This is a genomic window from Neorhizobium sp. 05N33 (assembly GCF_056397445.1).
Genome location: NZ_JBFTNK010000001.1, coordinates 1 through 12706 on the forward strand (window position 1 = coordinate 1; position 12706 = coordinate 12706).

Below are 12706 nucleotides of genomic sequence, written 5' to 3' on the forward strand. Positions count from 1 at the left end.
CAAAGCTAAAAGCCGAAGAAGATCATCACCCGCACTTGGCCTACCCTCTGCAACCCCGGCCAGCGCCGGGCAGGCCAAGCGCTGATCTACAGCACAGGGGGGTCAAAATTGGATAAGCAAAAGGGGTCAATGTTCGGTGCTGATTGACAATCGAAAGAGTTTGGCTGCGCTCGCAACACTGTCCGCCGATATCTGCGGGAGGGCGGAGCAGCGCCATTCAAAAAGCCGGTTCGCCGCAGTGCTTTCGATGGCTTGGATGATTGGCTCCGCGAACGCTTCTTCCGGCATGACGGCAATGCCGATGTGATCCGGCAGGAGTTGGCCAGCGAGCATGGAATTACCATCGGTTTGCGCTCGGTAGAGCTTCGGGTCCGGGAATGGCGGCGCGAACTCAAAGCGCAGAAGCGGGCAACAGTCCGGTTCGAGACACCGCCAGGCCGTCAATTACAGATCGACTTTGGGCAGACGCGTGTCTGGATTGGCGACGAACGAATCCGGGTAAACGTCTTTGTCGCCACGCTGAGCTATTCCCGACGCATCCATATACGTGCTTCACTGCGAGAGGGACAGACCGACTGGTTCGAGGGCATGGAAGGCGCGTTTCTTCGGTTCGGCGGCGTTCCCAGTGAGGTTCTACTGGATAATGCGAAGGCGCTTGTCGAGCATCACGACGCGGTTAGCCGGGAGGTTCGCTTCAATGCACGGCTATGGGCATTTGCGCGTTACTGGGGCTTCGTGCCACGCGCTTGCGCTCCATACCGGGCCCGGACAAAGGGAAAGGACGAGCGCGGGGTCGGCTACGTCAAGAAGAACGCCATCGCAGGTCGCCGGTTTGAGAGCTGGGCCTCGTTCGAGGCACATTTGGATCGTTGGATACGTGAGGTCGCCGATCAGCGCGACCACGGCACGACTGGTGAACCTCCAATTGAGCGCTTCGCTGGCGAGGCCGATGCCCTTCGGCCGCTGTCAGGCCGTGCACCGTTTGGACAGCTGCGCGATCTCGTGCGCAAAGTGCAGGCGGACTGCGCCATCGATCTCGACACGAACAGTTATTCCGTACCCTGGCGTCTCATCGGCGAAAGCGTCCAGGTCGTTGTGCTGGCGGGTCGTGTCATCGTCCGCCACGCCGGCCATGTCGTAGCTGATCATGCTCTCTGCCAGGGACGGCGACAACGGATCGTGGACCGGGCCCACTTTGTCGGCGTTGCGGGTATCGAAGGGTTGGTTCGTTCCGCTCCAGTCGAGACGACGCCAGCAGCCCTGCTGCGACCGCTTGCGGAATACGAGGCTGTGGTTGGAGGTGGCTGGTGATGACAGCCGTGGATAATGATTTACTCATCGCGACGCTCGATCGCCTGAAGCTGACGGCAATCCGTGATCAACTCGACAGCCTGCTGGATGAGGCCGCCCGCTCGAAAATGACTCTGCGCGAGGCACTGGCGTTCTTGGTGTCGCGCGAGATTGCCCGGCGCGACGAGCGGCGTATCTCCATGTCGAGCAAACTGGCGCAGTTCCCCTTCGTACGTGAACTCGACGGCTTTGACTTCGAGGCACAGCCATCGGTGGATCGAGGACAGATCAGAGAGTTGGCGACCTGCCGATGGATCGCTCACGGCGATACCGTCCTATTCCTGGGGCCACCCGGAACAGGGAAAACTCATCTTGCCGTCAGTCTCGGCCGCGAAGCGATCCGCCAAAATTACAATGTCCAGTTCGTGACGGCAGCCACGCTTGTCGCCATGTTGGCCAAGGCTCACAACGACGGAACCCTCGACAAGCAGTTAACGACCCTGTCACGGCCAAAATTGCTCATCATCGACGAACTCGGATATCTGCCCTTCGAAGCGAACGCGGCTCACTTGTTCTTCCAACTGGTCTCTCGCCGCTACGAGAAGGGATCGATCCTGATTACCTCAAATCGATCAGTCGGAGAGTGGGGGAGCGTCTTCGGAGACCCTGTCGTCGCCACCGCGATATTGGACCGCCTGCTGCACCATTCGACAGTGATCACCATCCGAGGTGATAGCTACAGGCTTCGCGAAAAGCGCCGTTCCGGCCTTCTGCAGAAGGCCGGAACGGCGCTCGAGACAAACGAAACAGCAAATCAATGAAGGGGGTCAGTTCTTCGTTTCGTCTACGGGGTCAAATCTTCACTTCGCTTGACAATAGAAGCAGCGTTTGATCGATTTAACGTCGGCATCCAATCCTAGATTTGCTTCTGGGATGGCGAGTTTGATTATCGCTCGGTTGGACCGAGCTGTTTATTAGCGATATTCGCCCGTATTTTACTCTGCGATTAGTCTATCACGGCCGTCAACTGACAATCGACACGGTTTTTTCGGTTGTGTTTGCAAGCAGACCCGACCGGCCGAGTTCCTCGCCGATACCGCTGGTTTTGCGGCCGAGCCACGGCAAGGCCGGATGCGGCGGCCCCCAAGCATTGACCCAAACCGAGCCCGAGCGGAGCTTCCGAATATAGTGATTGGCCGTTGCCAGATCGCGCGTCCAGACTACCGACGTCAGTCCATAGTCGGTCTCATTGGCAAGGTGAAGTGCTTCGTCGTCGTCGGCGAAGGGGATGATGGTGCCGACGGGGCCGAAAATCTCCTCCCGCGCGATCGTCATGTCGTTGCTGCCGCTGAAGATCGTCGGCCTGAAAAAAAATCCGGGGCGATCTAGCCGCGTGCCGCCGGTGAGAAGCGTCGCGCCTTCCGATTGACCCTTCGCCACATAACCGCTCACGCGCTCCAGCTGCCGCGCACTGATCAGCGAGCCCATCTGGGTGTCGGACGCGAACGGGTCACCCACCACGATGGACGCTGCTGCGGCGACCAGCCGTTCGGTGAATTCGCCGACGACGGATCGATGAACGAACAGGCGGCTACCGGAGGCACAGGTCTGCCCTTGGTTGGCGAAAAAGGAAATGGCCGCGCCCCCTATCGCCATCTCGAGATCGGCGTCTGCACGGACGATCTGGGGCGATTTGCCGCCCAGTTCAAGAGCTACTTTCTTTAACGATTGCCCGGCGATGGCTGCGATCCGCCGCCCGACCTCCGGGCTCCCCGTAAACGAGATCTTGTCGATGCCAGGATGCCTGACGAGCGCATCGCCGGCGATAGCGCCTGTCCCGGTAACCAGGTTGACGACACCGCCCGGGAAGCCGGCTTCCTCGATCAGCTCGATCAGGCGTATGGTAGAAAGAGAGGCATCTTCAGCAGGCTTGATGATCACCGTGTTGCCGACGGCGAGCGCGGCTGCCAGCTTCCACGACGCGATCATGGTGGGGGCGTTCCACGGGGTTATCGCAGCCACCACGCCGATCGGCTGGCGGAGCGTGTACGAATAGCGCGAGCGTCCATTGAAGTCTGGCAGGTCGAAGGTTTGTCCGGTGATCTTATCCGCCCAGCCAGCAAAGTGCCGGAAGGTATCGGCTGCGAGCGGTATTTCGATCTGAAACGGCTCGAAAAAAGGCCGCCCGATATCGGCAGCCTCGAGATAGGCGAGATGTTCGCGGTTCGCCTCGATTAGGTCTGCGAGCCGCCAGAGCAGCTTGCATCGGTCCGTGCCGGAAAGGCGCGACCATTCTCCGCTGTCGAACTGGTTGCGCGCCGCATTAACGGCGGCTCCAACATCCGCCGCAGTCGCCAGGCTAAGCATGCCGAGCGGCTGCTCTGTGCTCGGATTGATGGCGACTAGCGTGGCCCCATCGGACGATGGCTCCCATCTACCTCCTATGTAGAGCTCGCCGCGTGGAATGCGCCTGGCTGCTTCGTTTCGCTCGCTCATGATGTACTCTCTCCCTGCGGGGCCCTATCCGCTGAGTGCTTGGTTTCGTTAACCGAGGTACCGGTGGCGCCGACAAGCACCTGGCTTATCGCTCGGATTTCCGGATCCCAGCCGGCCCTCGCCTCGGCTCGCTGCCCCTGCTGCACTTTGAAGTGCCTGATAGGTAGCCGCTCCAGCCGGGTAGGTTATCTGGTGGATTCTTCCGAAGGCCAGCGAACAACCTTGTCTCCGAAGCTATAGGAGACCGGCGGCCGGCGGTTGAAATACAGGACATGTGTGGTACCCACCCGCGACATTGTCGCGTCCAGCCTGGGGCGCGGCGCCGCAGAAAAGCTCATCCGGAATGACCGAGTTAGGCCGCTTATTTTCTCTGCGATCTGACTCATCCCCAAGTCTTTCCTTATGTGGTTTCTCAGTCGGCGGCCATTCTCCAGGTGTCTCTCTCCGTACGCAGTTACGGCGGTCGATAATCGGACATCCTTCGGTCGATAGTCGACACAATATGGGGACTGTTTGGATTGGTCAAGCCAATCGATGACAAACTTGTCACTTTGCCGAGTCCAGATGTTTGCGCAACCTGGGAGAGCGGAGTTTTGTCTTTATATATTTGTTATATAAGGATAATTTCTGAGGCGGTGGCGCCCGGCAAATAACCTTCCGACCTCGCTTGACGCACGGACGCGCCTCCTGTAGCGTCAAATAGCGGACACATTGGTTCGATTATCGTGCATGATGAGATGCGATATTTGAAAGGGAATGGAGATGTTGGCGTCGCAATTCGCGAGACGGTGCGTCAAAATATACGCCGAGGTCAACGGATGCGACTGACCGATCATTCGAATTGGGGCCTGATGAAAGTCTGGCGCGCGTGGACGCCCGGAAAGGCCTTTGATGGGCTTGGCCACGATCAGAAATGCTCTTCATCTCAACCTCAACAAGCGCTGAGGTGCCTTCGGATTAGACACAGGGGTTAACAAGAGGAGAAAAGTCATGCAAAAAAAAGAAGCCGCAAAAGCAAGCTGGCCGCAGATTGGAGACATTCTGCAGAACCATTCCGGCGGAAGGCAGGATCCAACGGATGAACTCATCGACAAACACATTGCACTTACTCTCGCCGCCGGTTCGACTCTCGATCTGACCTTCCGCAGCGGGGCGATCCTGTCTTGGCGCGATAGCGGTGATGGCGGGCATGCTTCGCAGCCCTACCAAGCCTTTCTCGTACGCCCGGGGCAATACTTCGTAGACTATGTCCGGGTGGACGATGACTCCCAGTCGGTTAGCCTCTGGTTGGATCTCTCACTCGGAAAGGCGATGGTCATCAAAGGATCGGTCGTCAATCGGGAGGCCGATGGAGAAAATCTTGTATCACGCGTGGAAAAGACAGGGTCGCAGAGTGTCCCAACCATTACTTACCAGTCAGCGTCGATAAATGGCGCGCCGCTGCCGACTTTTGCCAGAACGTCCCGTCTTTCCGGCAAGTATTTGCGTTTCGTTTACAGCGACACACACGTTTACGACCATTTCTACATCAACGACAAGTTCTACTTCTGGTACTGCTGGCATGGTCCTGACGCCGGCATCGGTGACTATGACGAGGCCGACTATTTCGAACTCGACGACGATCTGTACCTGATGTGCTGGCGCGAAAAGTTCGTGCCGTGCCTGGCCGTGACGGTGGAGGACCATCGCGCGATGCGAACCATCGGCAAAGTCTACGGCGCGGATTCCCATACGTGGAAAACCGGCAACAGCACGGTTGGCGCAGCCATTAGTGTCATCACTGATATTCCGGCAGCTGCCCTTCCGCAAACGTTCTGAATGGCCCCTTAGCTGCGATGAGGCTGAAGAGGGCAATACGCAACTGAGCGGATCTATTACGACGAAGCGCTACCGAATCTACAACAACGGGGAAGCGCTCTAACCGGAGCAAGGGAGAACTGAAATGCTGAACAAACTAACTTTCACAATCTTCTCGAGTGCATTTCTCGCGGCGTCCGTCGCAGCGCATGCGCGCGACTTGACGGTCGTGTCTGCCGGCGGCATCTTTCAGGATGCGCAGCGGCAGGTCTACTTCGACCCGTTTCGCAAGCAAGCTGACATTCCGCTTGCGGAAGACAGTTGGGACGGCGGAATCGGCGTCCTACGCTCGAAGGTCGGTTCCGGCGACGCAAACAACTGGGATGTCGTTGAGGTAGAGTCCGAGGAGGAAGCGCTCGGCTGCGAGGAAGGCCTATTCGAAACCATGGACCCTGCTCTCATCGGCGGCCTCGACCGTTACATACCCGGGTCGGTGACCGAATGCGGTGTTCCGGCCAACATCTTCAGCATCGTGCTCGCTTATGACGGCGCATCCATCAAGGCCGGACCGAAGACCTGGGCGGATGTGTTCGACACAACCAAGTTTCCGGGCAAGCGCGCGTTCCGCAGCGGCCCGAAAATGAACCTTGAATTCGCGCTGATAGCCGATGGCGTTGCGCCGTCGGAGGTCTACAAGGTTCTGTCGACGCCGGCGGGCGTGGACCGTGCCTTCGCTAAGCTTGACACCATCAAGAAGGATATCGTCTGGTGGACCGCCGGCAATCAGCCGATGCAGCTTCTCGGCTCGGGCGAAGTTGCCATGACTACGTCCTACAACGGTCGCATAGGCGCCGCAAATCGCGACAACAAGCGCGATTTCCGCATCATGTGGGCCGGCAACATTCTCAATGTCGACAGTTGGGTCATCTTGAAGGGTACGCCCAACAAGGACCAGGCCACCAAACTCGTCGAATTCCTCGGCCGTCCGGACAGGCAAGTGGAATGGCCGGCGAAGCTTGGCTACGGCGTCGGCAGTATTGAGGCGCAGCAAAAGCTTCCAGCGGTTCTCGCGGCCACTCTACCGACCGCGCCAGAACACTTGGCGGTGGGCTTGAAGCTCGATGCCAACTACTGGATTGACAACATCGACGCGCTCAACACTCGCTTTGCGACGTGGGCGGCCCAATAGGTCATACAGGCAGGTTGCGGATCGCTCGGGTCCGCTGCCTTCCTGACTGGCGTGTCACATTTTTTTCTCTTCTTCCAGTACAGTCGCTTAGACTGCCACCATGCGCCGTCTTTAGGCATGTTTCAGCTTCCACCCCCGGTGGATGTGCGGCTTTCGGATTGACGGGACAACGATTCCGGCAAGTCCCGAACAGTCGTTTCGCTAAATAGCGAGCAGTCTCGCGGGATCGTCTTTCGTTCGCCTGGTTGATTCATTGGCTATTGATTTCGGCGTTTCGCGCTTCGATCACTGCGCAACGGGGAATTCAGCGGTGTTCAGAGTAGATTTCCGGCAGTAGCGCTCTTCGAGATTTGCAGGAGATCGAGCCGCTGCTGATCGCTGAGCGTGAGTTCCCGGGTGATAGAGGGTTATCAAGTGAACACGCGCGAACTGGGCGACTAATCGGAAAAGCCGCCCATCGAGGCGCGACAGCGCCAACCCCTCGAAGAGAAGAGGCATGCGGACATAGAGAACGGAACAATCGAGGGGGCACACTTGCCGTCCGATGGTCAAGCCAGCTGAGTTTTGCCCGTTCCCGTTTGCCCGTCATGATCTATGCAAAGGTGATGGGACCGGAAAAGCCTTACTTCGCCGGTCACCGGAACAAGCGGATCGATTGCGTTACTTCTTGATAGCTTCGATATCAATATCGAGTGACAGGTCGGGGCCAAGCCCGAAATCTGTCAGCTTATTGATGCCGAAATCCAGGCCGCTGAATTTTCCGGTCGCCGAAAATCCGGTCTTTATGGTGTTGGCATCCCACGGCAACGGTGATTCCGCATTCCAGATTACATCCAGCACTACGGGCTTGACGGTGCCGGCCAGCGACAGGCCACCCGTCACTTTGGCAGTCTTGTCGCCAGTCTTTTCGACGGCGGTGCTGGTGAATGTAATCTCGGGAAATTCCGCGACATTGAGGAAGTCAGGGCTCTTCAGGTCGGAATTTCGCTGTTCAAAATTGGTGTCGATGCTATTGGCATCAATCTTCAGGAAGATGTTGCTCTTGGCGACATCATTCTTGTCGAAAGCGATGGTGCCGCTCACAGCTTTGAATGTGCCATGGGCGTTGGACCAGCCTGCATGATTGGTCTTGAACGAAACCCAGGCGTGGGTCGGGTCGATTTCGTAGATGTCGGCGGCAAAGGCCGCCTGTGCGTTGAGTCCACTAAAAAGGACCGCAGCGAAGGCTACTTGCTTCATATTCTCTCTCCTCTCATGTGCCCCGATGGGCAGGACCTAGGTGGCCGTCATCCGTCAAAAAGCGTGGCGGCGATGGCAATTGAAATGATTGCGGGTAGGGCCGCGAGCAGGCCGGCGGCAAAGGGGCGCAGGACCCGAGGAACGCGGCCGAGGCCAGCGCCCCGAACGAGAAAATACGCGACAGCCAGCGGCAAGACTGCCAGCACCAGGGCGATGGGCGATGCCTTCGGGGTGAAGAGCGCCGTCATTATCACATGCACCGAGATGACAAAGCCAAAGGCCAGTCCTTCGGCACCACGCAGTGCTAGCGCGTCGTCATTGCCCATCAGATAGCGGACATAGCCAACCAGCAACCAACCACCAGTGAGCGCCGCCAGGGCCCCGTCGATCTGCGCCATGCCTACAAAAGCACCAAAAGCAGCGTTAAGTGCAGCCGCTAGCGAGACAGCAAGTAAGGCCACCGCTAAGCAAGATTCTCCACCCGGCCGGCCGGCCCGCGGTCTGGCGACGACTGCTCCGAGCGCGACCGATGCAATCAAAAGGATGACGATGGCGGCACCGGCCTTGGTCGGATCGGCCATCATCACGTTCTTTCCGAGAAGCCAGGTCGAGCCGCCGAGCACGACGACCGTCAGTACTGTGCTCATGTGGATTTTCAACGGTCGCCGCACCTTGGCCTGCAACCCGAAGATCAAGGCGCCGCCGAGAAGGATCAGGGGGAGCTTGTGCTTTGCGGAAATCGGCGGCAGGGCCGGCATCCCTTCAAGCAGGACATGGATCGCCACGGCCGCCAGCGGGATCAGGAGCGCGATCTGCAGCCTGCGTTGGCCGGGAATGATGATTGCGAAGGCTGCAATGAAGGTTCCAAAGAGGAAGGGTACGACGACCGTCGTCAATAGGATTTGCAGCAGCATGATTGTTTCTCAATTGGAAGGCCACGTCACCCCCTTCGCAATGCCCAGTCGCCAATTTACTTAACATGGTAACAAAATCGGTCGAGTCACATTGCTGTTACTCGGCGGCGGAAGGGTTGACTAGCCTCAGAAAGAATCGCGCGGAGCGGCTATAACGCCGACTCGTGTCCGGACTTGCCCGTGATTCCGCTTCGCCGCCCCCGATTTCTTTAGGTTAACTGGATCGATGACCTGTGCATCGGAACTAAGACAGATGACAGCGCCTTTCGGTCAAGTTGTACGCAATGCGCGTACAGCCTGATGTGGTTTCAGGACGGACCAGGCTCGTGCCGTTGCTTCTCTCTCTCTCTCTCTCCAGGTAGCTTACCCCAAATCGCGTCGCAAACATGCGGGGTGTGTAGATTGGTGATCTTCTTCCACCGTTCCGCTTGTTGGTAGCCCATTGCGCAGCGAGCCATTCGAGATAGGGCACCGCAACAAACTTTCTCTTGGCCGGAAGGCGTCGTTGCGGTGCCCTATCTCGAATGGCTTGACGCCCCTTACACCGAGTGTCTTGCAAATTTGCCGTATCGATTCGCGGACGGAGACACTGTGATCAGCAAGGGCGGCTTTTGCCGATCATGCGGTCTGTCAAGCCGCGCGCCGGCCGCCGCCGTCAAAGAGGTGCACATTGGTCACCATCGGCCTTAGGCGGATGATTTCGCCCGGAGAAAGAGGGATCCGTTCGCGAAAAAGCGCGGTTACGTTCTGCGTGCCAATAGTTCCGATTACCTGGGTTTCGGAACCCATCGGCTCAATGACGGAGACTGTGAATGGAACCCCATCGGGATCTACCTTCAGATGTTCGGGGCGCACGCCGTAAGTGACCGCCGTCCGAGACCCTGCTCCGTAGGGAAGAATGATGCCGTCAGAGGTCCTAAACCCGTTCTCTGTCAGTTCACCCCTTACGAAATTCATTGCCGGGCTTCCCATGAAACCCGCGACAAATTCATTGGCGGGATTGTCGTACAGTTCAAGTGGGGTACCGATTTGCTCAACTACGCCGTCACGCAGAACGACGATCCGGTCAGCCATCGTCATGGCTTCGACCTGGTCGTGCGTTACGTACACCGTAGTCGTCTTGAGCCTCTGGTGTAGTTGCTTAATTTCCGCGCGCATTTGCACGCGCAGTTTGGCATCGAGATTAGATAGAGGCTCATCGAATAGAAAGACCGAGGGATCTCGAACGATAGCCCGCCCCATGGCCACGCGTTGCCGCTGTCCTCCAGAAAGTTGGCGAGGATAGCGCCCCAGAAGAGCGCCCAGCCCGAGAATTTCGGCAGCACGTCGAATGCGAGTCTCGATCTCGGTCTTCGGCATCCTGCGCAGTTTCAGAGCGAACCCCATATTTTGCTCAACAGTCATATGAGGGTAGAGGGCATAGTTCTGAAAAACCATGGCGATGTCACGCTCCTTGGCGGGAAGCTCGCTAACAACGCGATCGCCGATCACCACGTCGCCGCCACTGATTTCTTCCAGGCCCGCAATCATACGCAAAAGCGTGGACTTCCCGCAGCCCGACGGACCCACAAGCACAACAAACTCTCCATCTTCAATCGAAACGGAGATGTTCTTCAGTGCGTGGAAGTTGCCGTAGTACTTTTCCGCGTGTTTGATTTCGAGATTTGCCATAGGTCAGCTTTCGTTGGATGATGTTTGAGAGGCGCGATTACTGTGAGGTCGGAACATAGAGGACCTCGAACAGCTCCAATTCAGGTAACTCGATCAGCATGTGATCTTCTTCAAACCGCGTGCTCGGTGTGGTGCGCGATTTCAAAAGCTTGGGGGTGCCCGTGCCGTTGCGGACACGGATGGTCGCACCCGAGACAGGAATATGCGGCCCGAACGACTTGCGGCGCGCACCGGTCTGATTGATGAGGTGAATGACCACACCGGTATCAATTCGACCAATCGTCATCTCGACCTGTTCAGGCAAATCAGCCGTTACATCGGTCTCGATGAGGTCATCGATTATACGTAGGAAATAATCTCTCACCGACGCTGCCCCGAATTCATGATAAGTGCGTCCTATCGCCCAGGGGAACTGCAAGACCGATCCCGCGGGGTGCGATAGGCGAACCGCTCCTGGTTCGTCGCTGCTTATGTGACCGTAGCACTTCTCGGGTGGGCCGTAGGGTGCCTGGGGAAGCAGGTTTCCCAGCTTCTTGCCGGTGGGCTTCCAAATGTATCTGGCGTAGCTGCCGAAGACTGGCAAAATTTGCCCGTCATACCTAAACTTTCTGCTGTCGAGCTGCGGCGTCTCCGCAACATACGTTGCCCACAAATCCATCCCCGATTTCGGGGCTTCGATCCGCATCACCGAAGGTGCCGTGGCAAGTTCGACGCTGCCGTCTTGCGTCACGCCACTGTTTGCGGTCAGGACCAAGTTGCCGCCAGCGGCGACGTAGGTGTCCAGGCAATCTGCCGTACCCGTTCCGATGTCGCGAATGTCTGGTAAAACGACAAGGGTGTAGCGAGCCAAATTACCTGCTTTTGCCATTCGCTGGATGAACTCGGCGCCGACCACGTCGAACGGGATATGCTTCTCTTTAAGCGCGTTATAGATCCCACGGTATTCGGAGACCGCTTCCCCGTAGTCGGCGTCTGCCCTGCGCAAGGGGTCGGGCCGGACCAGCGCTACGCGTGAGCTGGGACGGTAGGCAGCATATATATCGCGGTTCGACTGAAAAAAGTGCTGGATCTCGCTCGCTTGCGGCAAATTTGGGTAAGGTATTCGACCTGGCGAACCCATCAAATAGGTTGAAGGATTGCCTCCGCGTGCGAGCGCCTGCAACAGGTATTGTGCGAAGTGCTCAGGCTGCTCTCCGGCCATTCTGTAGGGCATATCTACGAAGCATGTCGAATTGACCAGGACTGCCGACTCCGGTATTCCTGTCCGATAAACGCTCACTGCTTCGGATGTGGCATGATGCCAAAGCTCACGTCCCAAGGCATTATTTGCCTCATAGTAGATAAGAGGCGACTCGCGACTCATGATCAGCCCGACATCAGGGTATTTCTCGTCGAGATGTCTCGCTATCTTATCGACAAGATCCTGGAGTGTCTTAGCCGCGAAACGCAGCCAGACGGAATAGTTGCCGTGTTGAGGGCCGTCAGGAAGCTCCGCATCATCGGTATAGCTCGCAAAAGCGGTTTTGCACCTCTCGCAGTGACAGACGCCGTGATATACGCGACTATAGTCGACCTCCGAGAACTTAAACCAATTAATGAAGAAGCCTTTGACGGGGTAGCGTGAGACGACCTCGTCGATGATATCCAAGGAGCGCTCCTGATAATAGTCTCCGCAGGGGCACGTGCTATAGAGCGTATTGTAGACCTGATATTGACCCTTCGGGGATTGAAAAAGCCATTCAGGATGTTCCCTTGCAATCCGCGCGGAGACTTTCGAGAAATCCATTCTCGCAAGAATCCTGATATTCCTCTTTTGCGCTGCCTCGCATGCGTCGCCGACAAGATCGCCCGAGGGCCGGTCGGCGAGGAAAGGCACTCGTGCCTGGAACGGAAGATCTGTCGGATAAAAAGATTCGATGCCGCCGACGTTCAGAAGCCAGGTGTCTGCTCCTTGGGCTTCGATGAAATCGAGAGCGTGATCGACGCTCATTGTTGCATCAATTTCCTGAAGGTTCGTCTGGATGTTCGAAAACGGCCGACTCCACCATTTCTGCCGTGCAGGCATGTCCGTTTTGGCAGTATTCTCAAGCATACGTTTTTCCCAGTCTGA

Annotated in this window: 8 protein-coding genes and 1 pseudogene; 4 read left to right on the top strand and 5 right to left on the bottom strand. The window is 57.4% G+C overall.

What is annotated here, in order from left to right:
• Positions 1 to 150 precede the first annotated feature (150 nt).
• Positions 151 to 1311, top strand: a pseudogene (istA, locus tag AC1DLT_RS00005) (IS21 family transposase); the annotation flags it as partial.
• Positions 1311 to 2111 carry an IS21-like element ISSme2 family helper ATPase IstB gene (istB, locus tag AC1DLT_RS00010; RefSeq protein WP_477485466.1) on the top strand — a complete coding sequence of 267 codons (801 nt, stop codon included), beginning with the start codon at positions 1311 to 1313 and terminating at the stop codon, positions 2109 to 2111. The pseudogene istA and the gene istB, both read left to right, overlap by 1 nt.
• Before the next feature lie 202 nt (positions 2112 to 2313).
• Here istB and AC1DLT_RS00015 read toward each other — a convergent pair whose 3' ends face one another.
• Entirely contained in the window at positions 2314 to 3786 is a 1473-nt protein-coding gene (locus AC1DLT_RS00015) for an aldehyde dehydrogenase family protein (protein WP_436112822.1), read from the bottom strand.
• Positions 3787 to 4776: 990 nt separating this feature from the next.
• On the opposite strand from AC1DLT_RS00015, the gene AC1DLT_RS00020 reads away from it, so the two are divergent.
• Entirely contained in the window at positions 4777 to 5604 is an 828-nt protein-coding gene (locus AC1DLT_RS00020) for a MoaF C-terminal domain-containing protein (protein ID WP_436112821.1), read from the top strand.
• Positions 5605 to 5728: 124 nt separating this feature from the next.
• A complete protein-coding gene (locus AC1DLT_RS00025) occupies positions 5729 to 6772 on the top strand; it encodes an ABC transporter substrate-binding protein (protein WP_436112820.1) in 1044 nt (347 codons plus the stop codon).
• Between the two features lie 660 nt (positions 6773 to 7432).
• On the opposite strand, the gene AC1DLT_RS00030 is transcribed toward AC1DLT_RS00025, so the two are convergent.
• The 4 genes from AC1DLT_RS00030 to AC1DLT_RS00045 form a co-directional block, all read right to left on the bottom strand.
• Entirely contained in the window at positions 7433 to 8011 is a 579-nt protein-coding gene (locus AC1DLT_RS00030; RefSeq protein ID WP_436112819.1) for a YceI family protein, read from the bottom strand.
• A 47-nt stretch (positions 8012 to 8058) separates the two neighbouring features.
• Positions 8059 to 8925, bottom strand: coding sequence for a hypothetical protein (locus tag AC1DLT_RS00035; protein WP_477485467.1), 867 nt, complete (start codon positions 8923 to 8925; stop codon positions 8059 to 8061).
• Between the two features lie 630 nt (positions 8926 to 9555).
• The gene (locus AC1DLT_RS00040) at positions 9556 to 10596 is read right to left on the bottom strand and encodes an ABC transporter ATP-binding protein (protein ID WP_436112817.1); all 1041 of its coding nucleotides are present in this window, start codon (positions 10594 to 10596) and stop codon (positions 9556 to 9558) included.
• 37 nt (positions 10597 to 10633) lie between these two features.
• The gene (locus tag AC1DLT_RS00045; RefSeq protein ID WP_436112816.1) at positions 10634 to 12688 is read right to left on the bottom strand and encodes a beta-galactosidase trimerization domain-containing protein; all 2055 of its coding nucleotides are present in this window, start codon (positions 12686 to 12688) and stop codon (positions 10634 to 10636) included.
• Between the last annotated feature and the right edge of the window lie 18 nt (positions 12689 to 12706).

Coding starts and splice junctions, on each gene's coding strand:
- istB (WP_477485466.1), top strand. CDS start 1,311: ATGACAGCCGTGGATAATGATTTACTCATCGCGACGCTCGATCGCCTG.
- AC1DLT_RS00015 (WP_436112822.1), bottom strand. CDS start 3,786: ATGAGCGAGCGAAACGAAGCAGCCAGGCGCATTCCACGCGGCGAGCTC.
- AC1DLT_RS00020 (WP_436112821.1), top strand. CDS start 4,777: ATGCAAAAAAAAGAAGCCGCAAAAGCAAGCTGGCCGCAGATTGGAGAC.
- AC1DLT_RS00025 (WP_436112820.1), top strand. CDS start 5,729: ATGCTGAACAAACTAACTTTCACAATCTTCTCGAGTGCATTTCTCGCG.
- AC1DLT_RS00030 (WP_436112819.1), bottom strand. CDS start 8,011: ATGAAGCAAGTAGCCTTCGCTGCGGTCCTTTTTAGTGGACTCAACGCA.
- AC1DLT_RS00035 (WP_477485467.1), bottom strand. CDS start 8,925: ATGCTGCTGCAAATCCTATTGACGACGGTCGTCGTACCCTTCCTCTTT.
- AC1DLT_RS00040 (WP_436112817.1), bottom strand. CDS start 10,596: ATGGCAAATCTCGAAATCAAACACGCGGAAAAGTACTACGGCAACTTC.
- AC1DLT_RS00045 (WP_436112816.1), bottom strand. CDS start 12,688: ATGCTTGAGAATACTGCCAAAACGGACATGCCTGCACGGCAGAAATGG.